Consider the following 21,538-nt stretch of genomic DNA (forward strand, 5'->3'; position numbering starts at 1 on the left):
CGGAGCATGATGGATCCACCGCACACGACCTTTCCCGATGGCAGGAGCCCGCGCATGGCCAAGAAGAAGTCCCCGACCGGAGAGGTCAGCGTCCTCGGCGCGGTGACCACGGTCGCCCGCGAGGTCCGGAAGCACAAGACGGTCGCCGAGTCGGCGCCGCACGGCGAAGGCGCGAACATCCCGCCCGCCCCCAAGCGCAGCCCCGAGGAGCTGAAGCGGGACATCCGCGCCGGTCGCGACGAGCTCGCGCGCACCGTCCGCGAGCTCGAGACGGCGCTCGACGTCCCGGCCCGCGCCTCCGAGCTGAAGGCCGACGCCTCGGCTCGCGCCCGCGCCATCCGCGACGACGTCACGACGCGCGTCCGCACGACCGGCCGCGACGTCGCGCGCCGCACGCGCGCGTTCACGAAGAAGGACCCGGCCGTCGCCGCGTCGATCGGCGCGGGCGCCGTCGCCGTCGTGCTCGCGGTCGGCGCCGCCGTCGTCTCCGGCGGCCGACGCTGATCGCCTCCATCCGCTCGATCGCCACGGCCCTGCCGCCGACCGTCCTCGCGCAGGACGGCGTGCGTGACCTCTTCGGCAGCCAGCCCGAGCTCGGGCGGCTCGGGACCCGGCTCGTGTCCGCGGCCTTCAATGCGTCGGGGATCCGCACGCGGCACACGGTGATCCGCGAGCTCGGCACGGCGCCGGGCATGGCGGGCGCCGACGCATCCGTCGACGACGACGACGCCGAGCCTGTCTTCTACGACCGGGAGCGCGGGCGGATCCTCACGCCGGGCACCGGCGCGCGGAACGACGCGTACATCCGCGAGGCCCCCGCGCTGCTGCTCGGGGCAGCGCGCCAGGCGGTCGAGGAGGCCGAGGGCATCGAGACCTCCGACGTGACGCACGTCGTCACCGTCTCCTGCACGGGCTTCTACGCGCCCGGACCCGACTACCAGGTCGTGCGCGGTCTCGGCCTCGGCGCGTCGACCCAGCGGTTCCACCTCGGCTTCATGGGCTGCTACGGCGCGTTCCCGGCGCTGCGCATGGCCGCGCAGTTCTGCGCCGCCGACCCTGGCGCGGTCGTCCTCGTCGTGTGCGTCGAGCTCTGCTCGCTGCACCTGCACTCGTCGGACGACGCGGACACGATCGTGGCGTCGTCCGTCTTCGGGGACGGCGCGGCGGCCGCCGTGGTCACCGCGCGACCGGCCCCGACCGGATCCACCGTGCTCGACCTCGACGCGTTCGAGACCGTCCTCACGCCCGTGGGCGAGGACGACATGGCGTGGACCATCGGCGACCAGGGCTTCGACATGGTCCTGTCGAGCTACGTGCCGAGGATCATCGACGAGCACATCTCGGGCGCGCTCGCGCCGCTGTGGGCGCAGCTCCCGGCCCTCGAGGGCGTCGCCCCCGCGGAGATCGAGGACTGGGCCATCCACCCGGGCGGCCGCAGCATCCTCGACCGCGTCGAGGGCCGGCTCGGGCTCGCGCCCGCACAGCTCGAGGCCTCGCGCTCGACGCTCGCGGAGGTCGGCAACATGTCGAGCGCGACGGTGCTCTTCGTGCTCCGGCGGATCCTGCACCGGGCGCCTCCCGCCGACGTGCCCGGCCGGCCGGACGCCGCGCATTCCGCGCCTGCCCAGGTGAGCGGGCCCGGCGCGGGACGCGTGTGCGCCATGGCGTTCGGCCCCGGCCTCACCGTCGAGACGGCGCTCATGACGCGCCGGACCGCCTGATGGACCTCTCGCGGCGCGAGACCGGGCTCACCGAGCTCATGGACGACCCGGACTGCGACCCCGTCGCGCTCGACCGCACCTACGCGCGGTTCGGCATCGTCAACCGTGTCGTCGCAGGATGGCGCGGCGTCTACCGGTCCCGGATCCGCCCGCTCCTGTCCGCGGAGCGGGAGACGACGCTCCTCGACATCGGCTCCGGAGGCGGCGACGTGCCGCTCGCCCTCGCGCGGTGGGCCCGACGCGACGGGCTGCGGCTGCGCGTGACGGGGATCGACCCGGATCCGCGCGCCGCCGCCTTCGCGGGCGCCCGGCCCCGCGACCCCGACGTCGCGTTCCTCGCGTCGTCGAGCGGGGACCTCGTCGCCGCGGGCCGCCGCTTCGACCTCGTGACGAGCAACCACGTGCTCCACCACCTCGACGACGCCGCGTTCGACGCGCTCCTGGCGGACTCCGCGGCGCTCGCCCCGCGCGCGATCCACGGCGACATCGCGCGCGGTCGCCTGGCCTACGCCCTCTACGGGCCGGCCTCCCGGCTCGTCGCGCGCGGCTCCTTCGTGCACGTCGACGGGCTCCGGTCGATCCGTCGCAGCTGGACGCCCGTCGAGCTCGCGCTCCGGGTGCCCGCCGGCTGGCGGGTCGAGGGCGCCGTGCCGTTCCGCGTGCTCGTCGTCCGCGACCCGGCCACGGGCCACGCGGACCCCGTCGAGCGCCCGGGCCGATGACCCGCGTCGACGCGCTGGTCGTGGGCGGCGGGCCCGTGGGGATCCACCTCGCGGCGCTCCTCGCGCACGCGGGCCTGGACGTGCGGGTGTGGGAGGCGCGGACGGCGCCGGCCCTGCTGTCGCGCGCGATCGGGATCCACGCGCCATCCCTCGACGCGTTCGACCGCCTGGGGGTGGCGGACGAGATGGTCGCCGAGGCGGTCCTCGTCCGGACGGGCATCGCGATGGGTCCCCGCGGGGAGCTCGGGCGGGTCTCATTCGCCGGGGTCTCGGCCACGCACCCGTACGTCGCGGCCCTGCCGCAGTGGCGCACGGAGGCGATCCTCGCGGCGCGGCTGGCCGGCCTCGCACCCGACGCCCTCCGCCGCGGCGTGACGCTCACCGGGCTCGACGCGGATCCCGTCGGCATGCCGGACGGAGTCGTCCGCGCGACCGGGCGGGATGCCCACGGCGCGCCCGTCGAGGTCACCGCGTCCCTCGTCGTCGGCGCGGACGGCACGCGCGGCCGGGTCCGCGGGCTCCTCGGGATCGGCATCGACGAGCGCCCCCTGCCCGACCGGTTCCTCATGGGCGACGCGCCCGACCGCACCGACGGCGGCGACGACGCCGTCGTCACCCTGCACCCGGACGGCGTCGTCGAGTCGTTCCCGCTGCCGGGCGGCCTGCGGCGCTTCGTCGTGGGGCTCCGCGCCGGGGAGGACGAGGGGCATCAGGCGTCGCTCCTCGCCCGCGCGGTGCGGCAGCGCACGGGGCACGTCGTGTCGGCCTCGGAGCTGGATCCGGTCAGCGGCTTCGGCGTGCGCCGGCGCCTCGCGCGCCGGATGGTCGCCGGGCGCGGCGTGCTGATCGGCGACGCGGCCCACGAGATCAGCCCGATCGGCGGGCAGGGGATGAACCTCGGCTGGCTCGACGCGGACGCCCTCGCGCCGATCCTCGTCGACGCCGTCCTCGCGCGCCGCGGAGTGCCGGATCCCGTGCGCCTCGCCCGCTGGGAGCGTGACCGGCTCTCCAGCGCGCGCCGCGCGGCTGTGCAGTCGGAGATCAACACGGCGCTCGGGCGTCCCGTCCGGGGGCTCACCCGCCTCGTGCGCGATGCGGGACTCCGCGCGGTGCTCGCCTCGCCCGCCGCGGCCGGTCTCGCCTCCGTCTACGCCATGGGCCGGGACACGGGCGCGCGGGTCAGGTGAGGCGGGTCGCGTTCAGCGCGATCTGGGCGACGAGCAGCAGCGACGCCGCCATGATCAGCTGGAACAGCAGGCGCCCCGGCGGCCGGGTGACGACGCGCACGGCACCCCACGCGGCGATGCCGAGCGTGACGACGAGCCCCGCGACCGCGAGCGGGGTGACCGCGTGCGCCGGATCCGCGAGCACCGGGCCGACGGCGACGACGATCGCCCCGAGCGCGAGCGCCCCGAAGGCGACGAGGCCCGACGGCACGCGCCCCAGCCGGTGCGGCAGTCCGCGGACGCCCGTGCGGGCGTCGTCCTCGAGGTCGGGCAGCACGTTGGTGAAGTGGATGGAGACACCGAGCACCGCGCCCGTCGCCATCGCCCACGCGGCCGCGGGCACGGGATCCGCGGCGCCGAGGGCGACCACCGTCGGCAGGATCCCGAAGGCCACGACGAACGGCACGACGCTCACCGCGGTGCGCTTGAGCCCGGCGTTGTAGGCCCAGCCCGCGCCCACGAGCACGACGTGCGCGAGGAGGAAGGCCGGCCCGAGCGCGGCCGACGCGACGAGGCACGCGGCAGCCGTGACGAGGGCGGCGGCCCGCACCTGGCCGACCGTGATCTCGCCGCGCGCGACGGGCTTGTCCGCCCGCGCGACGCTGCGGTCGCGCTCGGCGTCGATCCAGTCGTTGGAGAGCCCGATGGACAGCTGACCGAGGAGCACGGCCAGCGCCACCGCGACGACGCGCCCGGGTCCGTAGCCGAGCGCGACGGCGAGCACGGTGGCCAGCACCGTGACGGTGGCCGTCGGCCCCGGGTGCGAGGACAGGGCGAGGAGCCGGAGCCGGCGGATCACGCGAGCGTCAGCGCGTAGCAGCGGGAGCCCTCGGAGTCGGCGTAGGCGCCGAACCGGGGGATCTCCGTCCAGCCCTCGCGGACGTAGAAGCGCATCGCGTCGGGCTGCTCCGGGCCGGTCTCCAGCACCAGGTCGACCACGCCGAGCTCGCGGGCGGTCTCCTCGAGCGCGCGGAGGACGGCCGTCGCGACGCCCGTGCCGCGGACCGCAGGTACCACGTACATGCGCTTGAGCTCCGCCCACGGCGTCCCGTCGCCGCGGTCGCCGAGCGGCCGGATCCCGCCGCAGCCGACGGGCGTCCCGTCCGCGTCGCGCGCGACGAGGAATGCGGCCATGTCGGCGGCCGTCGGCTTCGCGCCCGGCTCCGTGTCGCCGCAGTAGCGGAGGTCGAGCTCGGCGCGCTGGGCGGCGCGGAGGGACGTCGCGTCGTCGTCGTCCCACGCGACCCGCGAGATGGTGAGGTCCATGCGTCGATCCTGCCGCACGGCGCCCGCCGACCGCTCCGTTACCCTGCTGGCATGAGGATCCGCCCCGCCGAGCCCCGTGACATCGACGACCTGCTGGAGATCCGCAACCACGCGATCCTCACCGGCACCGCCCTCTGGACGGAGGAGCCGGTCGACCGCGCCGAGCGCGAGGCCTGGTTCCGCGAGACGACGGAGGCGGGCGACCCGATCCTCGTCGCCGAGGTCGACGGGGCCTTCGCGGGCTACGGCACCTACGGGCCCTGGCGGCGAATGTCCGGCTACCGCTTCTCGGTGGAGGACTCGGTGTACGTGCGCGACGGGTTCCAGGGGCAGGGCATCGGCCGGGCGCTCGTCGAGGCGGTCGTGGAGCACGCACGATCGGCCGGGAAGCGCGCGGTCTTCGCGGACATCGAGGCCGGCAACCGGGGATCCATCCGGCTGCACGAGCGCCTGGGCTTCCGGCAGGTGGGGCTGCTGCCCGGGATCGGCTGGAAGTTCGGCCGCCCGCTCGACCTCGCGATCCTGCACCTGCCGCTCGTCGACGACGAGGCGTCCGCCCGGCAGAGGGTGGTCGCCGGCCGCTGATCCGCACGGCGGACGATCGAGAGGCCCGGCACGGGGCGCGGGAACGCCACGGGTGCCGGGCCTCTCCGGCGATCACGGTCCTTCGGGGGACGGGTGATCTCCGTGGTCCGGGAGCCGTCCGATCCGGGGGGGGTGGACGGACGTGCTCGTCGGGTTGCGAGCACCCGGCCCAAGGGGGGGTAAGGGCCGTGCGCTCATGGACGACTCTAGCGGGTCCCCCTTTATGCGGACACGCGGACATGGCCCCAGAAGGAGGGGCGTCGTCGGGGGACAGGGGCGGCGGGACCGCCCGGGTCAGTCCTGGGACTCGTCGAGCTCGCGTCCGCCGACGGCGACCACGGCGTCGCGGAGCGCGTGGAAGTGGTCGACCGTCAGGCCGTTGCGGAGGAGGTACGGCTCGACGCCGCCGCGACCGGCCAGCGAGTGCAGCGCCTGGATGACGGGCGCCGGATCCCCGTCGACGGCGTGCTGGGCGGCGTCGCGGACGTCGAGCCCCCCTGCCACGAGCGCCAGGGCCACGACGAGCGCGTCCTCGGCGGACGCGGTGCGGGCGTCGTAGCGCGCCGCGGGCGCGCCGTCGCCGAGGAGGTCGGCCGCCTCGGCGACCCGCCCCGTGAGGTGGGCGCCGTCGGCCACGAGGAGGGCGACGTAGGTGGATGCGGGAGCGCCGGCGGCGGCGGTCGTCGTGGATCCGATGGTGCGGTCGGATGCCGGGGAGGCGGGAGCGGGTGAGGTCATGGCGGCGGCCCTTCGGTCGACGTGCGCGGTGCGGGTGGGTGCGGTGCCGGATCCGGATGCCGACGGCGGGCGCGGAGCCGATGCCGGCCCGCGCGTGGGCGCACCGGGTCGACGCCGATCCGATGCGTGGTCCGACCCTCGCCCGGCCGGGTGAACGACGGGTGTCGCGCGCGCCGCCGGCCGGCCAACGCGACGCGGCCGGGATCCGCGCACAGGGCTCGCGCCGATCGTCTACAAGTCGTAGAATCGAGGGGTCGCGATGGAGCCTCACCCCGCACGATCCGCCATCCACAGGAAGCGCATCCGGTCGCCATGACACCGCACCCCGTTCCCGCAGACGACCTCGCACCCGGCCGCCGCCAGAGCGGTCGCCCCGAGTGAACGACCTCCTCGACCCGCTGCTGCTCTCCCGCTGGCAGTTCGGCCTCACGACCGTCTACCACTTCCTCTTCGTGCCGCTCACGATCGGGATGGCGTTCGTCTGCGCGCTGTACCAGACGGCGTGGGTGCGCACCGGGAAGCAGCACTACCTGCGGCTCACGCGGTTCTTCGGGAAGATCTTCCTCATCAACTTCGCGATGGGCACGGTCACCGGGATCGTGCAGGAGTTCCAGTTCGGCATGAACTGGTCGGAGTACTCCCGCTTCGTGGGCGACGTGTTCGGCGCCCCGCTCGCGCTCGAGGGGCTCCTCGCGTTCTTCCTCGAGGCGTCGTTCATCGGCGTCTGGATCTTCGGCTGGGACAAGCTCCCGAAGGGGCTGCACCTCGCGTCGATCTGGGTGGTGTCCGCCGCGTCGATCCTGTCGGCGTACTTCATCCTCGCGGCCAACGCCTTCATGCAGAACCCGGTGGGCTACCGGATCGACGAGGCCCGGGGACGAGCCGAGCTCACCGACATCTGGGCGCTCCTCACCAACAAGGTCGCCCTCGCCGCGTTCCCGCACACGATCTTCGCGGCCTTCATGTGCGCGGCCGCCGTCATCATCTCGGTCGCCGCCTGGCACCTGTCCCGCAACCAGCACCTCGAGACGATGATGCCGGCCATGAAGTTCGGCATGTGGTTCATGGTGGTGTCCGGCGCGCTCACCATCCTCTCCGGCGACCAGCTCGGCCTCGCCATGGTGCAGACGCAGCCCATGAAGATGGCCGCCGCCGAGGCGCACTACGACACCTCGTCCGGCGCCGCCGCGTCGTTCTCGCTGTTCACCTGGGGCACGCCGGACGGGTCGAGCGAGCTGTTCTCCATCCGCATCCCGTACCTGCTGTCCTTCCTCTCCACGCACACGCTCGACGGCACGGTCCAGGGCATCAACGACCTGCAGGCGCAGTACGTCGCGAGCTACGGCCCCGGCGACTACACGCCCACCATCTGGGTCACCTACTGGGCGTTCCGCTGGATGATGGGCTTCGGAATGGCCGCCATCGGCGTCGCGGTCGCGGGCCTCTGGTCCACGCGCCGGGGCCGCCGCATCACGAGGCCGTGGATGTGGAAGGTCGCCATCTGGGCCGCCCCGCTGCCGCTGCTCGCGATGACGGTCGGCTGGATCTTCACGGAGATGGGCCGCCAGCCGTGGATCGTCTTCAGCCTGCTGCAGACCTCGTCCGCGGTCTCGCCGAACGTCACCGGGATCCAGGTGCTCCTCTCGCTCGTCGCGTTCACGGTCGTCTACGGGTCGCTCGCCGTGGTCGAGTTCCGCCTCATCCTGAAGGCCGCCCAGAAGGGGCCCGAGGCCGAGCAGGAGCCGGACCCGGTGACGGGCGAGGTCGTGCGGGAAGCGAGCGTGTACTGATGGACCTCACGCTCATCTGGTTCGGCGTCATCGCCTTCCTGTTCGTCGGCTACTTCGTGCTCGACGGCTTCGACTTCGGCGTGGGCATGAGCCTGCCGTTCCTCGCCAAGGACGACACCGACCGCCGCGTGCTCATCAACACCATCGGGCCGGTGTGGGACCTCAACGAGACCTGGCTCATCGTCGCGGGCGCCGCGCTCTTCGCGGCCTTCCCCGAGTGGTACGCGACCATGTTCAGCGGCTTCTACCTGCTGCTGCTCGCGATCCTCATCACGCTCATCCTCCGCGGCGTCTCGTTCGAGTTCCGGCACCAGGGGGCGTCGGACCGGTGGCGCGGGTGGTTCGACGCGATGATCGTGGTCGGATCCGTGGTTCCGTCGTTCCTCTGGGGCGTCGTGTTCGCGAACGTGGTGCGCGGCCTGCCGATGGACCGGCACCACGACTACACGGGATCCACGCTCGACCTGCTGAACCCGTACGCGCTGCTCGGCGGCCTCACGACGCTGTCGCTGTTCCTCGTCAACGGCCTGCAGTTCGCGGCGCTCAAGACCGACGGGCCGATCCGGGCGCGTGCCCGGCTGCTCTCGATGCGCGTCGGCGCCGTGACCATCGTGATCGCCGCGACCTTCCTGGTCTGGACGACGCTCGCGCACGGGTCGGCGCCGTCGGGGCTCGTGTCCGCGCTCGCGGCCGTGGCCCTCGTCGGGTCGTACCTCGCGAACGTGCGGGGACGGGAGCGGTGGGCGTTCGGGCTGCTCGCGGCGACCATAGCGCTCGCGGTGGCCAGCCTCTTCACGGCTCTGCACCCGTTCGTGATGCCGGCGTCGAACGATGCCGCGTACGGGCTGACGCTCGAGAACGCCTCCTCGTCGCCGTACACGCTGACGATCATGACGTGGGCCGCCGGGTTCGCGCTGCCGCTGATCCTCGCCTACCAGGCGTGGACGTACTGGGTGTTCCGGAGGCGCATCACGCGCGCCGTGATCGCACAGGCCGCGCACTAGGCGCGCCGTGAAGCCCCTGGATCCGCGTCTGCTGCGGCACTCCGCGTCTGCGCGCGCGATGCTCGCCACGGGAGCCCTGGTCGGCGTCGTGCAGACCGTCGCGCTCGTCGCCTTCTGCTGGTCGCTCACCCAGCTCGTCGTGCGGGCGATCGGCGGCGCGGCCGCGTCGGAGCTCGGGCCGGTGCTCGCGCTCGTCATCGGATCCGCCGTCGTGCGCGGCGCCTCGGCGTGGCTCCTCGACGTGGTGGGTGCGCGCGGCGCAGCCCGGGTCAGCGCCGAGCTGCGGCGACGCGCGCTCCGGGCCGTCGCCGACCTCGGCCCCGCCTGGACGGCCGGCCGCAGCCGCGGGCGCCTCGCGACGATCGTGGGCCCGGGACTCGACGCGCTCGACCCGTACTTCGCGCGCTACGTGCCGCAGCTGATCCTCACCGCCCTCGCGACGCCGATCGTCGTGGCGGTGCTCTCCCTGGCCGACCCGCTCACGGGCGTGACCGTCCTCGCGACGCTGCCCGTGATCCCCGTCTTCATGGTGCTCGTCGGCTGGGCGACGCAGGAGGTGCAGCGGCGGCAGTGGTCGCGCCTCACGGAGCTGGCGTCGGGCTTCCTCGACGTGGTCGACGGGCTGTCGACGCTCCTGGTCTTCGGGCGCGCCCGGCGGCAGACAGCCCGCATCCGACGGGTGACGGAGGAGTACCGCGTGGAGACCATGCGCGTGCTCCGCATCTCCTTCCTGTCCGGCTTCGTGCTGGAGCTCGCGGCGTCGCTGTCGGTCGCGCTCGTGGCGGTGTCGGTGGGGGTGCGCCTCATCGGCGGGCAGCTCGACCTCGAGGTGGGGCTCTTCGTGCTGCTGCTCGCGCCCGAGGCGTTCCTGCCGATCCGGCAGGTGGGTGTGCAGTTCCACGCCGCCGCCGAGGGGGTCGCGGCGGCCGACGACGTGCTCGGGATCCTCGAGGAGGATCGGGCCGGGCGGGCGGCGCGGGCCGGGGCGGCCGCTGGCGCCGTGGCCGAGGCTGCGCGGGGTGCCGCGGGCGACGCCCTCGTGATCCGCGACCTGGCCGTATCACGCGGCGACCGTCCCGTGCTGGCCGGGCTCTCCGCGACCTTCCCGCGCGGACGCGTCACGGCGGTGACCGGGCCGAGCGGCACGGGCAAGTCGTCCCTCCTCCAGGCGATCCTCGGCCAGCTGCCCGCAGAGGGCGCCGTCGGCTGGGTCGGCGAGATCGACGCCCCCGCGCCGCGCGCGCCGCTCCCGACCGAGATCGCCTGGGCGGGGCAGCGGCCCGGGCTCATGGCGGGCACGGTCCGCGCCAACGTGGCGCTCGGCGTCGCGGATCCCGACGACGCGCTCGTCCGACGCGCGCTCGCGCTCGCGGCGGCCGACGGCATCGACCCCGACCTGGCGCTCGGCGTCGGCGGGCAGGGGCTGTCCGGCGGGCAGGCGCAGCGGGTCGCCGTCGCGCGCGCCGTGCACCGCGCGCTCGCCCTCGACTGCCCGCTCGTGCTGCTCGACGAGCCGAGCTCCGCGCTCGACGCCGCGACCGAGGCGCGCCTCGCCGACGGGATCCGCGCGCTCGCCGACCAGGGCCGTGCCGTCGTGGTCGTCACGCACCGCGGCGCGCTCGTGCGGGCGGCCGACGCCGAGCTGCGGCTGGGCGGGGGATCCGCCGCGGACGGGACCCCGCACGCCCTCGGCACGCGCGAGCCCGCCGCCGCGACGCCCGGGCGCATCGCCCCGGAGCCCGCCTGGCGCGCGCAGGTGGCGCCGTGAACCGCGGCGACGTCCTCCGGCTCGCGCAGCCGCCCGCGCGGCGCGCTCTGCCCGGGCTCCTCGCGGGGCTCGCGAGCGCCTTCGGAGCGGTAGCGCTCCTCGCGACCTCCGCCTGGCTCATCACGCGCGCGTCCGAGCAGCCGCCGATCCTGTTCCTGGGCATGGCGATCGTCGGGGTCCGCGCCTTCGCGCTCGGGCGCGCCGCGTTCCGCTACCTGGAGCGCATCACGAGCCACGACGCGGCCTTCCGCGCCCTGGCGACGCTGCGCGTGGGCGTCTTCGAGCGGCTCCTCCCGTTCGCACCGGCCGGGCTCCGGGACACGCGCCGCGGCGACCTCCTCACGCGGCTCGTGGGCGACGTCGACCGGCTCCAGGACCTCCCCCTGCGCGTGGTGCAGCCGCTGGCGGTGTCGGTGCTCGTGCAGGCGGCGAGCGTCGCGGTCGTGGGGGCGGTGCTGCCGGCGGCGGGGATCGCGCTCGCCGTCGTGCTCGCGGTCTCGCTCGCCGTCGGGATCGGCGCGACGACCGCGCTCGCCGGGCGCGCCGAGACGCGCATCGCGCCGCTGCGCGCCCGGCTGCAGGACCTCGTGCTCGACCTCGTCGGCGGTCTCGACGTGCTGACCGCGTTCGGGGTGGTGGACGACCGCCTCACCGCGATCGATCGGGCCGCGTCCGACCTCCGACGCGCGGAGCTGCGCAGCGCCGCCGCGGCGGGCGTCACCACGGGCGTCGTGCTCGCCGGCACGGGTGCGGTCGCCGGCTGGACCGTGCTGCAGGGAGTGCCGGGCCTCGCGTCCGGGACGCTGGATCCCGCCTGGCTCGCGCTCGCCGCGCTGGTGCCGCTCGCGCTCGTGGAGCAGGCGACGGCCGTGCCGCTCGCGGCGCAGGCGTGGCGGAGCGTGCGCACGAGCGCGGAGCGCGTGGCGGGCGTCGTGCCGGGGACCGTGCCCGACGAGATCCCGCGCGAGCCGGACGACGCCGACGCGGAGCCCGTCCCCGCCGCGTCACCCGCGGGCACGACGCTCGAGGTCCGCGACCTGGTCACGCGCTGGCCGGGAGCCGACGACGACGCCCTCGCTCCCGTGTCGCTCGTGGTGCGGCCGGGGGAGACGGTCGTCGTGCGCGGCCCGAGCGGATCCGGCAAGTCGTCGCTCGCGGGCGCCCTCGCCCGATTCCTCGAGTCGCGTGGCGCCTACGAGCTGGACGGCCGGGACGCGCGGACGATGGCCCCGTCCGCCGTGCGCCGGATCGTCGGCCTGTGCGAGCAGGCCCCGCACCTCTTCGACGCGAGCATCCGGCAGAACCTGCTCTTCGCGCGCGATGGCGCGACGGACGACGAGCTGGTCGGCGTGCTCGCGCGGGTGGGCCTCGCCGGGTGGACGGCCGAGCGGGGCGGGCTCGACGCGCGCGTCGGCGACCGCGGCGGCCTCGTCTCGGGCGGCCAGGCGCAGCGGATCGCCCTGGCGCGGGCGCTCCTCGCCGACTTCCCGGTGCTCGTGCTCGACGAGCCGACGGCCGACGTGGACGCGGATCAGGCCCGTGCCGTGCTGCGCGACGTGCTCACGGCCGCACGCGACCGCGGCCGCGGGGTGCTCCTGCTCACGCACACCGAGGTGCCGGGCGACCTCGTCGACCGGACCATCGAGCTGCTGCCCATGTCCTGACCGGGCAGGCGGGCCCGGGTCGCGCGCGCGTCAGCCCGCGGGCAGCTCGCGCCGCAGCGCATGCAGCCGCGTGCGCCACGCACGCGCACGACCGGGCTCGGCCGCGGTGGCGGGCCCGTCGATCCAGCCGCGCACCAGGCGGATCCCGTGCAGCGCGCTCACGGCCCACACCTCGCGCCCGTCGAGGTCGGCCGGCCGCGCCCGCTCATGCAGCACGTCGACGCCGAGGGCCGTGGCCAGCGCGACGATGCTGCGTTCGGTGACGCTCGGGATCCGCGGCACGTCGCCCTCGACGACCGCGAGGGCGTCGCCGTGCCACCACAGGATCGCGCTGTACGCGCCCTCGACGATCGTGCCATCGGCCGCGAGGATCACCGCCTCGCCCGCGCCGTATCGGGACGCGCGGCTCCGCAGGGCGCCGAGGGCGTGCAGGTCGGGTCCCTTGACGCGCGGCATCGTGCGCGGATCCGGGCCGTCGTGGTCGCGCAGCACCACCGAGGCCGTGCGATCCGGTGCCGGTCGCACGAGGAGCCGCGCCACGTCGCCGTCGGGCCCGCGGAGCGCCTCCACGCGCGGGAACCACGCGCCGTCGCGGGGCAGCGCGGCGACCGCGGCGTCGAGGAAGGCCGCGGGATCCGGCACGGCCGCGGACTGCAGGCGCAGCGACGCGAGGAACCGCTGCCGGTGGACGTCGAGCGCCAGCACCCGGCCCTCCTCGACGAGGAACGAGTCGGCCGCGAGCACCCGGTGAGCGGCGGGTCGCGGCTCCTCGGCTCCTCCACCGGCGGGATCCGGGGCCGTCGTCGCCCATCCGGCCGCGGTCCACCTGAGGATCGTCTCGGAACTCATACCCTTGAGGCTAGGCGGCCGCCGGGTGCGCTCAGGACACCGGGAGGCCGAGCATGCACGAGCGCGACGCGCGCGCCGCCGCGGAGGTCGTCGGCCGCCGGCTGGGCCGCTGGCACGACCCGGAGGACGTGTTCCTGGCGCTCTTCGCCGCGGAGTCCGCCGGCGACGTCGCCTGGCTCGATGACTCGGCGGGGGAGGGGTGGAGCTACCTCGCCGCGTCCGCCGAGACCATGACGGCGTGGCCGCGGGGCCTGTTCGCGGGGCTGGCGGAGCTGCTGCCCGCGTCGGCGCCCGCCGGGTCCGCCGCGCCCGGTGCCGACCCGCTGCCGGACGGCCTCGCCTTCCGACTGGGGCTCGTCGGCTGGATCCCGCACGACGCCTGGACAGAGGCCGTCCCGCTCCACCACGCCCCGCCGAGCGCGCCAGCGGACGCCACGGGCCCCGTCCCGGCCGCCGCGCTCCGCGTCGACCGCCTCCTCGCCTTCGACCACGCCGCGGGCGAGGTGTGGGCCGTCGCACGAGCGGGGGATCCCTGGCCGCTCGCCGTCGAGGAGGAGCTGGACCGCGCGCACCCGTCCGACGCCCGTCCCGTCGCGCGCGCCCCGGAGGACGACGGCGCCGCGCCCCCTGTCTGGCGGCACGACGACGCGGCCTACCTCGACCTCATCCGCTCCTGCCAGGAGTCCATCCGCCGCGGCGACGCGTACCAGCTCTGCCTCACGAACAGCGCGGCCGTGCCGGGGCACGTCGACCCCGTCCGCGTGCACCTGGCGCTGCGTGCGCTCAGCCCCACCCACCACGGCGCGTTCCTGCGCGCGGGCGGCACGGTGCTCGTCAGCGCGTCGCCCGAGCGGTTCGTCGAGGTCGACGCGGGCGGCACCCTGCGCACGCTCCCCATCAAGGGCACCAGGCCCCGCCACGCGGATCCCGCCGCCGACGCCCGGGCGCGCGCCGAGCTCCTGGCGAGCGAGAAGGAGCGCGCCGAGAACGTCATGATCGTCGACCTCATGCGCAACGACCTCAGCCGCGTGTGCGTGCTCGGGTCCGTGCGCGTCACGAGCTTGTTCGCCGTCGAGGCCTACGCCCAGGTGCACCAGCTCGTGAGCCGCGTCGAGGGGGAGCTCGCCCCGGGCGTCTCCGCAGTCGACGCGGTGCGGGCCCTGTTCCCCGCGGGATCCATGACGGGCGCACCCAAGTCCGCGGCCGTGGGCATCCTGCAGGCGCTCGAGGGCGGCCCGCGCGGCGTGTACGCGGGCGCGTTCGGATGGTTCGGCGACGACGGGCGCGTCGACCTCGCCATGGTGATCCGCTCGGTCGTCGTCACGGACGGCCGTGCGACGGTCGGTGCCGGCGGCGGGATCACGGCGTTGTCCGTACCCGAGGAGGAGCTCGAGGAGGTGCGCGTGAAGGCCGCGCCGCTCCTCGCCGCCGTCCGGGCCGGACGCGTGTCGCCACCCGGCGCCGACGCCGACGCCGCACCGCGTCCGCCCCTCCCCAGGGCGCCGGAGCCGGCCTGATCCGCGCCCCTCCCACCGGTTCGGGAGGGGCCGCGCGCGTTCACTAGTCTTGTCGAGGCCTTCACGGCCGCGACCCCCCGCATCGAATCGAGAGCGCCCTTGGCACACGAGACCCCCGACACCCCCGGCGAGACCTACGACTTCCGCGCCATCGAGGCCGAGTGGTCGGAGGTGTGGGAGCGCGAGCAGCCGTTCCGCGCGCCGGACGCGAGCGACAGCCGCCCGCGCAAGTACATCCTCGACATGTTCCCGTACCCCTCGGGCGACCTCCACATGGGTCACGCCGAGGCGTTCGCGCTCGGCGACGCGGTCGCGCGCTACTGGCGCCAGCAGGGCTTCAACGTGCTGCACCCCATCGGCTGGGACTCCTTCGGCCTGCCCGCGGAGAACGCGGCCATCAAGCGCGGGGTCGACCCGCGCGAGTGGACCTACGCGAACATCGAGACGCAGAAGCAGTCGATGAAGCGCTACGGCCTCTCCTTCGACTGGGAGCGCGAGCTCCACACGAGCGACCCCGAGTACTACCGGTGGAACCAGTGGCTGTTCCTCAAGATGCACGAGAAGGGCCTCGCGTACCGCAAGGACAGCTGGGTCAACTGGGACCCGGTGGACCAGACCGTGCTCGCCAACGAGCAGGTCCTGCCGGACGGCACGTCCGACCGCTCGGGCGCCGTGGTCGTCAAGAAGAAGCTCACGCAGTGGTACCTGCGCATCACCGACTACGCCGACCGCCTCGTCGACGACCTCAACCAGCTCGAGGGCACGTGGCCGGCGAAGGTCATCAGCATGCAGCGCAACTGGATCGGACGCTCCATAGGCGCGGAGGTCGACTTCGTCGTCGAGGGCCGCGACGAGCCCGTCACGGTCTTCACCACGCGTCCGGACACGCTGCACGGCGCCACCTTCATGGTCGTCGCGCCCGACAGCGACCTGGCGGCGGAGCTCGTCGAGGGCGCGTCGGACGAGGTCCGCGAGCGGTTCCGCGGCTACCTGGAGCGCACGCAGCGCCTCAACGAGATCGAGCGCTCCACGACCGACCGCCCGAAGACCGGCATCCCGCTCGGCCGCACGGCGATCAACCCGGTCAACGGCGAGCGGATCCCCGTCTGGGCCGCCGACTACGTGCTCGCCGACTACGGCACGGGCGCCGTCATGGCCGTCCCCGCGCACGACCAGCGCGACCTCGACTTCGCGCGCGCCTTCGACCTGCCGGTGCGGGTCGTCGTCGACACCACGCAGCCCGTCACGGGCGCCATCCGCATCATCCCGGAGGACGGCGAGCTCCCCGACCTCGAGGAGGTGCTGCCCGGCCGCACGGGCGTCGCGCTGCCCGGCGAGGGCCGCCTCATCAACTCCGGATCCCTCAACGGGCTGAGCAAGCAGCCGGCCATCAAGCGCGTCATCGAGCAGCTCGAGGCGGAGGGCCGCGGCCGCGCGGCGAAGAACTACCGCCTGCGCGACTGGCTCATCTCGCGCCAGCGCTTCTGGGGCACGCCCATCCCGATCGTCTACGACGCCGAGGGGAACGAGATCCGCGTCCCCGAGGACCAGCTGCCCGTCCGGCTGCCCGACACCGAGGGGCTCGACCTCACGCCGAAGGGCAAGTCGCCGCTGGCGGCCGCCACGGAGTGGACGAACGTGCCGAGCCCCGTCGACGGCAGCCCGGCCACGCGCGACCCCGACACCATGGACACCTTCATGGACAGCTCCTGGTACTGGCTGCGCTTCCTGTCGCCGAACGACGCCACGAAGGCGTTCGACCCGGCCGACGCCGACCGCTGGGCGCCCATCGACCAGTACGTGGGCGGCGTGGAGCACGCGATCCTGCACCTGCTGTACTCGCGCTTCATCACGAAGGTCCTGTTCGACCTCGGCTACGTCACGTTCACCGAGCCGTTCAGCGCGCTGCTCAACCAGGGCATGGTGCTCTCCGGCGGCAGCAAGATGTCGAAGAGCAAGGGCGGCGTCGACCTGGGCTCCGAGATGGACCGCCACGGCGTCGACGCCATCCGCCTGACGATGGCGTTCGCCGGCCCGCCCGAGGACGACATCGACTGGGAGGACGTCTCCCCGTCCGGCTCCGCGAAGTTCCTGGCGCGCGCCTGGCGGCTCACGGGCGACATCACGAGCGCGCCGGAGATCGAGTGGAAGACGGGCGACGAGGCGCTCCGCCGCGTCACGCACCGCTTCCTCGCCGAGGCGCCCGGCATGCTCGAGGCGTTCAAGTTCAACGTCGTCATCGCCCGCACCATGGAGCTGGTGAACGCCATCCGCAAGACCATCGACCAGGGTCCGGGCGGCGGCGACGCGGCCGTGCGCGAGGCGACGGAGGTCGTGGCCATCGCCCTCAGCCTGTTCGCGCCGTACACGGCGGAGGACATGTGGAGGCGCCTCGGCCGCGAGGGTTCCGTGGCGTTCGCCGGCTGGCGCAAGGCGGAGCGCAACCTGCTCGTGCAGAGCACGGTCACGGCCGTGGTGCAGGTCGACGGCAAGGTGCGCGACAAGCTCGAGGTCGACGCGAAGATCGGGGCGGACGAGCTCGAGGCGCTCGCGCGCGAGACCGCGGGCGTCAAGCGGTCCACCGCGGGTCGCACGATCGACAAGGTCATCGTCCGCGCGCCCAAGATCGTGAGCATCACCACCACCGCTCCCTGAGGGGCGGCCGACGACGCGACGTCGCGGTGGCACGGGGCGGTCCGGTGACGGGCCGCCCCCGCTCCATCCCAGGCCGGATCCGCGACGGCGATCCCCAGACCCGGACCCGTAGGCCGGACGCCGCCGGGCACCGCCTACCGTGCCCGCATGCGCCCCCTCCGCCGTCCCCTTCCCGGACCCGATGCCGCCGAGCCCCGGGGGCGCACGGGATGGACGGACGACGGGTGGGAGCCCGACGCCGAGTGGCCCTCGGACGCCGCGCCCCCACCACGAGCGGACGGTGGAGCCGACCCGGCTGACGACGACGTCTCGGTCCGCTCTGCACCCGACGAGGTGCATCCGCTACCCGGTCAGCGGGTGCGCATCCGGCTGCGCGTCGGCATCGGGGCGGCGGTCGTGCTGGTCGGCGCAGCCCTCGTGGTGACGATCCTCGTCACCGCCGTCCAGTCGGCCGGCGTCGCCTCCCCGGCGGTGGCCCCGGCTACGCACCCGAGCCCGTCGGCGCACACGGGCGCAGGCGCCGGCGCATCGGACGGATCCGGGGACGGCGACACGGCCGCCGGGGACACGGGCGACGCGAGCGACGCGGACGGCGGGACCGGCGGATCCGCCGACGGCGCGCGGACGCCCATCTACGTGCACGTGGTCGGCGCGGTCGTCTCCCCGGGGCTGTACCCCCTGGCCCCCGGCAGCCGCGTCGTCGACGCCCTCGCCGCCGCGCACGGCTTCGCCGACGGGGCGGACACCGCGGGCGTCAACCTCGCGCGCGTCCTCTCCGACGGGGAGCAGCTCGTCGTCCCGCGACAGGGGGAGGCCCCGGCCGTGCCCGCGACGTCGGGCGCTCCCGGAGCCGCAGGCGGGGCCGCGAGCCCGTCGGCGCCGCTGGACCTCAACACGGCCACCGCGGAGCAGCTGGAGACGCTCCCGCGCGTCGGCCCGTCCCTGGCCGCGCGGATCATCGCGTGGCGCGCCGCGCACGGCCGCTTCGCGCGCGTCGCCGACCTCGGTCGGGTCCCGGGCATCGGCGATCGCACGCTCGCGTCGCTCACCCCGCTGGTGCGGGTGTGACGCGGAGATCCGGTGCCGGCGGCGGCTCGAACAGGCCGGCGCGAGGGCGGCGGAGTGCGGCCGGGGCGCACGTCGACCTCCGACTCGCGATCCCCGCGGCCGCAGGCTGGACGGCCACGGCGGCTGCGATCGGCATCCGCGGTGCGGCCGCGTCGTCTGCCGGCGTCGCCGCGACGCTGGCGGTGGTGTGCGCCGGGATCGCCGTCCGGTCGGCGGTCCGCGCGAGGCCGCGTGCGACCCCGACGGGATCCCCGCACGCCGGGCCGCGCATCCCACGCCGACGGCGGGCGCGCCGAGCGGACGCGTCGGCGGCCCGGTGCCGCCGCGCCGCTGCCGCGCTGGCGGTCGCCGGCGGGGTCGCGGCCATGCTCCTCGGCGCCGCCGCCGCCCGCGAGCCGTCGCGACACCCGGAGGTCCTCGAGGCCGCCGTGCACGCGGACGGCATGGTGGTCGCGGACGCGGTCGTCGACGAGCCTCCCGCGCAGGTAGCCGCGCGCCCCGGGAGCGGACAGGGCCGCGCGGATCGGGTGCGGATCGTCGCGCACCTGACCGCGCTCCACATCGGCCGCGATGCGGGCGGACGCACGGTCGACGCCACGCTGCGGCTGCCGGCCCCGGTGCCCGTCGTGGTCTTCGCCTCGGGCGTCGACGAGCAGCACGACGGATCCGCTCCCGCTCGCCCGGGGGTCGGCGCGCTCATGCACGTGAGCGCCGCCGTCCGCGCCGCGGATCCGGGCGACCGCGCCGCCTACCTCCTCGTCGCCCGCGGGGCACCCGAGGTCGCGGGCGGTCCCGCCGGCGCGCTCGGGTTCGCCGACGGACTCCGCGCGCGCCTCGCCGACGCCGCGGCCGACCTCCGCGGACCGGGGGCCGAGCTGCTGCCCGGTCTCGCGATCGGGGACGTGTCGGCCGTGACGCCCGCCCTCGCGCAGACCATGAAGGACAGCTCGCTCACGCACCTCACGGCCGTCTCCGGCGCGAACTGCGCTGTCATCGTGGGACTCGTGCTCGCGCTGGCCGCCGCGGCCGGGCTCCGGCGACCGGCGCGAGCGGTCGCGGCGTTGGCCGCCCTCGGCGCGTTCGTGATCCTGGTGACGCCGCAGCCCAGCGTGCTGCGCGCCGCCGTGATGGCCGCCGTGCTCATCGTCTCCACCGCATCCGGTCGGCCTTCCCGCGGCCTGCCCGCCCTCGCGGTGGCCGTGGTCGTCCTGCTCACGGGCGATCCCTGGCTGGCACGCGACCTCGGCTTCGCCCTCAGCGTGCTGGCGACGGCCGGGCTCCTCGTGCTGGCGCCCCCGCTCGCGGACCGCCTGTCGCGCCGCATGCCGCGTCGCCTGGCCGAGGCGCTCGCGATCCCCGTCGCCGCGCAGGTGGCGTGCCAGCCGGTGCTCCTCGTGCTGCAACCCGGCCTGCCCGTGCACGGGGTGCTCGCCAACGTGCTCGCCGAGCCCGCCGCCGCACCGGCCACCATCGGCGGGCTCGTCGCCTGCGTCGTCCTCCCGGTCTGGCCGTCTGCGGGCGGTCTCGTGCTGCGCCTGGCCTGGCTGCCCGCGTCGTGGATCGCCGCGGTAGCCTCCGTCATGTCCCGTCTCCCGGCGGGCCGCGTGCCCTGGGCGTCCGGGCCCGCGGGCGTCATCGCGCTCACGGTCGCGATCGCCCTGGTGATCGCGGTGGTGGCGCTCGGGCGTCCGGTCTCCCCGCGGCCGCGCGCCGCCGCCGTCCCCGGGCCGGGGGATGTCCCACCCGACGGCTAACCTGGATCCGCCCGACTGCCGGCCCGCACGGCTCTGGCCATCCGCACCCGCGCACCCGCGCCCCGCACCCCCCGGAAGGACCCGCATGGCGACCAGGACGTCCCGCAGCACGGCGGCGAAGCCCTCCGCGGCCATCCCGCAGCTCTCCTGGGACGCGGTGCGGCCGGCGCCCATCGTCCTCGTGTCCGGCACCGAGGCCCTCCTCGCCGACCGGGCGATGCGACGCCTCCGCGACATCCTCACGGCGGAGGACCCCCGCATCGAGGTCTCCGACATCGAGGCCGACTCCTACGCGCCCGGCGAGCTCATCACGCTCGCGAGCCCGTCCCTGTTCGCGGAGCCGCGGCTCATCCGGGTCGTGAACGTGGAGAAGAGCTCGGACCAGTTCCTGCTCGACGCGGTGGCGTACCTCGACCAGCCCGCCGACGACACCTACGTCGTGCTGCGGCACGCCGGGGGAGTGCGCGGCAAGAAGTTGCTCGACGCCGTGCGCGCGGGCACCGGCGGCGGCATCGAGGTCGTCTGCGCGGAGCTCAAGAAGGACAGCGAGAAGCACGACTTCGCCGTGGCCGAGTTCCGGGCCGCGAAGCGCTCGATCACGCCGGGCGCGGTGCGGCAGCTCGTGGCCGCCTTCCAGGACGACGTGAGCGAGCTCGCGTCGGCGTGCCAGCAGCTCATCTCGGACACCGCGCACGAGATCACCGAGGTCACGGTCGACCAGTACTACGGCGGGCGGGTCGAGATCAACGCCTTCGCGGTCGCGGACTCGGCGATCGCCGGCCGCGGCGGCGAGGCGCTCGTCCTGCTCCGCCACGCGCTCACCTCGGGCGCGGACCCCGTGCCGCTCATCGCCGCCTTCGCGATGAAGATCCGCACGATGGCCAAGGTCTCGGGGGTCTCGGGCGCGTCGGGCCAGCTGGCGTCGAAGCTCGGCATGGCACCGTGGCAGGTCGATCGCGCCCGCCGCGACCTGCAGCTCTGGGACGACGCGGGTCTCGGCCGGGCCATCGAGGCCCTCGCCGAGGCGGACGCGCAGGTGAAGGGCGGCGGACGCGACCCCGTCTACTCGCTGGAGCGCATGGTGCGCACCGTCGCCTCGCGCGGCCGGGACTGACGCGCGGCCGGGCCGCCGGGCGGCTCACCCGTCGGAGCCACCTCCGGACATGACGACGGGCCCCGCGCGATGCGCGGAGCCCGTCGTTCACACCAGG

At 75.2% G+C, this 21,538-nt stretch carries 18 protein-coding genes; 14 read left to right on the forward strand and 4 right to left on the reverse strand.

Annotated features, from left to right (window positions below):
* The first annotated feature begins 54 nt into the window (after positions 1-54).
* The 4 genes from K0V08_RS03410 to K0V08_RS03425 are packed head-to-tail and all read left to right on the forward strand — an operon-like array spanning position 55 to position 3,630.
* Positions 55-504 (forward strand): DUF3618 domain-containing protein, encoded by a 450-nt coding sequence (locus K0V08_RS03410; protein WP_227267283.1) that lies wholly within the window; start codon positions 55-57, stop codon positions 502-504.
* Complete coding sequence (locus K0V08_RS03415; protein ID WP_079533757.1) at positions 501-1,721, forward strand: type III polyketide synthase; 1,221 nt, start codon at positions 501-503, stop codon at positions 1,719-1,721. Before K0V08_RS03410 ends, K0V08_RS03415 begins: the two co-directional genes overlap by 4 nt.
* Complete coding sequence (locus tag K0V08_RS03420) at positions 1,721-2,443, forward strand: class I SAM-dependent methyltransferase (protein ID WP_079533016.1); 723 nt, start codon at positions 1,721-1,723, stop codon at positions 2,441-2,443. Before K0V08_RS03415 ends, K0V08_RS03420 begins: the two co-directional genes overlap by 1 nt.
* Positions 2,440-3,630 carry an FAD-dependent oxidoreductase gene (locus tag K0V08_RS03425; RefSeq protein WP_079533019.1) on the forward strand — a complete coding sequence of 397 codons (1,191 nt, stop codon included), beginning with the start codon at positions 2,440-2,442 and terminating at the stop codon, positions 3,628-3,630. The genes K0V08_RS03420 and K0V08_RS03425 overlap by 4 nt, the downstream gene beginning before the upstream one ends.
* On the opposite strand, the gene K0V08_RS03430 is transcribed toward K0V08_RS03425, so the two are convergent.
* Complete coding sequence (locus tag K0V08_RS03430) at positions 3,623-4,468, reverse strand: UbiA family prenyltransferase (RefSeq protein ID WP_079533022.1); 846 nt, start codon at positions 4,466-4,468, stop codon at positions 3,623-3,625. The two genes, K0V08_RS03425 and K0V08_RS03430, sit on opposite strands and share 8 nt — an antisense overlap.
* Entirely contained in the window at positions 4,465-4,935 is a 471-nt protein-coding gene (locus K0V08_RS03435; RefSeq protein WP_012038225.1) for a GNAT family N-acetyltransferase, read from the reverse strand. Before K0V08_RS03435 ends, K0V08_RS03430 begins: the two co-directional genes overlap by 4 nt.
* 51 nt (positions 4,936-4,986) lie before the next feature.
* On the opposite strand from K0V08_RS03435, the gene K0V08_RS03440 reads away from it, so the two are divergent.
* Positions 4,987-5,520 carry a GNAT family N-acetyltransferase gene (locus K0V08_RS03440; RefSeq protein ID WP_012038226.1) on the forward strand — a complete coding sequence of 178 codons (534 nt, stop codon included), beginning with the start codon at positions 4,987-4,989 and terminating at the stop codon, positions 5,518-5,520.
* Between the two features lie 294 nt (positions 5,521-5,814).
* Here K0V08_RS03440 and K0V08_RS03445 read toward each other — a convergent pair whose 3' ends face one another.
* Positions 5,815-6,258, reverse strand: coding sequence for a hypothetical protein (locus tag K0V08_RS03445; protein WP_012038227.1), 444 nt, complete (start codon positions 6,256-6,258; stop codon positions 5,815-5,817).
* Between the two features lie 377 nt (positions 6,259-6,635).
* On the opposite strand from K0V08_RS03445, the gene K0V08_RS03450 reads away from it, so the two are divergent.
* From K0V08_RS03450 to cydC, 4 genes are read left to right on the forward strand one after another with little or no spacing between them, the layout of a single operon-like run.
* Positions 6,636-8,048: a cytochrome ubiquinol oxidase subunit I gene (locus K0V08_RS03450; protein ID WP_079533025.1), complete on the forward strand. Its 1,413-nt coding sequence runs from the start codon at positions 6,636-6,638 to the stop codon at positions 8,046-8,048.
* A complete protein-coding gene (gene cydB, locus K0V08_RS03455; RefSeq protein WP_079533028.1) occupies positions 8,048-9,052 on the forward strand; it encodes a cytochrome d ubiquinol oxidase subunit II in 1,005 nt (334 codons plus the stop codon). The genes K0V08_RS03450 and cydB overlap by 1 nt, the downstream gene beginning before the upstream one ends.
* A gap of 7 nt (positions 9,053-9,059) precedes the next feature.
* Complete coding sequence (cydD, locus tag K0V08_RS03460; protein ID WP_079533031.1) at positions 9,060-10,820, forward strand: thiol reductant ABC exporter subunit CydD; 1,761 nt, start codon at positions 9,060-9,062, stop codon at positions 10,818-10,820.
* A complete protein-coding gene (gene cydC / locus K0V08_RS03465) occupies positions 10,817-12,484 on the forward strand; it encodes a thiol reductant ABC exporter subunit CydC (protein ID WP_079533034.1) in 1,668 nt (555 codons plus the stop codon). Before cydD ends, cydC begins: the two co-directional genes overlap by 4 nt.
* A gap of 30 nt (positions 12,485-12,514) precedes the next feature.
* On the opposite strand, the gene K0V08_RS03470 is transcribed toward cydC, so the two are convergent.
* On the reverse strand, positions 12,515-13,333 hold the full coding sequence (locus K0V08_RS03470; protein WP_079533037.1) for an aminotransferase class IV: 819 nt from the start codon (positions 13,331-13,333) through the stop codon (positions 12,515-12,517).
* 53 nt (positions 13,334-13,386) lie between these two features.
* Between K0V08_RS03470 and K0V08_RS03475 the strand changes: the two genes are divergently transcribed.
* The 5 genes from K0V08_RS03475 to holA all read left to right on the forward strand — a co-directional run bounded on the left by K0V08_RS03475 (position 13,387) and on the right by holA (position 21,441).
* Positions 13,387-14,850: an anthranilate synthase component I family protein gene (locus K0V08_RS03475; protein ID WP_079533040.1), complete on the forward strand. Its 1,464-nt coding sequence runs from the start codon at positions 13,387-13,389 to the stop codon at positions 14,848-14,850.
* A gap of 99 nt (positions 14,851-14,949) precedes the next feature.
* Entirely contained in the window at positions 14,950-17,505 is a 2,556-nt protein-coding gene (gene leuS / locus K0V08_RS03480; RefSeq protein ID WP_079533042.1) for a leucine--tRNA ligase, read from the forward strand.
* Between the two features lie 357 nt (positions 17,506-17,862).
* On the forward strand, positions 17,863-18,573 hold the full coding sequence (locus K0V08_RS03485) for a helix-hairpin-helix domain-containing protein (RefSeq protein ID WP_310886197.1): 711 nt from the start codon (positions 17,863-17,865) through the stop codon (positions 18,571-18,573).
* Positions 18,574-18,938: 365 nt separating this feature from the next.
* Positions 18,939-20,327 carry a ComEC/Rec2 family competence protein gene (locus K0V08_RS03490; RefSeq protein ID WP_228510688.1) on the forward strand — a complete coding sequence of 463 codons (1,389 nt, stop codon included), beginning with the start codon at positions 18,939-18,941 and terminating at the stop codon, positions 20,325-20,327.
* A gap of 85 nt (positions 20,328-20,412) precedes the next feature.
* Complete coding sequence (holA, locus tag K0V08_RS03495) at positions 20,413-21,441, forward strand: DNA polymerase III subunit delta (RefSeq protein WP_012038237.1); 1,029 nt, start codon at positions 20,413-20,415, stop codon at positions 21,439-21,441.
* Positions 21,442-21,538 lie beyond the last annotated feature (97 nt).

Origin of the sequence: Clavibacter michiganensis (genome assembly GCF_021216655.1) — a bacterium.
GTDB lineage: Bacteria > Actinomycetota > Actinomycetes > Actinomycetales > Microbacteriaceae > Clavibacter > Clavibacter michiganensis.

What these genes read in the sequence shown, in the direction of transcription:
- cydB (WP_079533028.1), top strand. Translation starts at nt 8,048, where the DNA reads ATGGACCTCACGCTCATCTGGTTCGGCGTCATCGCCTTCCTGTTCGTC.
- K0V08_RS03490 (WP_228510688.1), top strand. Translation starts at nt 18,939, where the DNA reads ATGCTCCTCGGCGCCGCCGCCGCCCGCGAGCCGTCGCGACACCCGGAG.
- K0V08_RS03445 (WP_012038227.1), bottom strand. Translation starts at nt 6,258, where the DNA reads ATGACCTCACCCGCTCCCGCCTCCCCGGCATCCGACCGCACCATCGGA.
- K0V08_RS03475 (WP_079533040.1), top strand. Translation starts at nt 13,387, where the DNA reads ATGCACGAGCGCGACGCGCGCGCCGCCGCGGAGGTCGTCGGCCGCCGG.
- K0V08_RS03425 (WP_079533019.1), top strand. Translation starts at nt 2,440, where the DNA reads ATGACCCGCGTCGACGCGCTGGTCGTGGGCGGCGGGCCCGTGGGGATC.
- K0V08_RS03440 (WP_012038226.1), top strand. Translation starts at nt 4,987, where the DNA reads ATGAGGATCCGCCCCGCCGAGCCCCGTGACATCGACGACCTGCTGGAG.
- K0V08_RS03470 (WP_079533037.1), bottom strand. Translation starts at nt 13,333, where the DNA reads ATGAGTTCCGAGACGATCCTCAGGTGGACCGCGGCCGGATGGGCGACG.
- K0V08_RS03410 (WP_227267283.1), top strand. Translation starts at nt 55, where the DNA reads ATGGCCAAGAAGAAGTCCCCGACCGGAGAGGTCAGCGTCCTCGGCGCG.
- holA (WP_012038237.1), top strand. Translation starts at nt 20,413, where the DNA reads ATGGCGACCAGGACGTCCCGCAGCACGGCGGCGAAGCCCTCCGCGGCC.
- K0V08_RS03420 (WP_079533016.1), top strand. Translation starts at nt 1,721, where the DNA reads ATGGACCTCTCGCGGCGCGAGACCGGGCTCACCGAGCTCATGGACGAC.
- K0V08_RS03435 (WP_012038225.1), bottom strand. Translation starts at nt 4,935, where the DNA reads ATGGACCTCACCATCTCGCGGGTCGCGTGGGACGACGACGACGCGACG.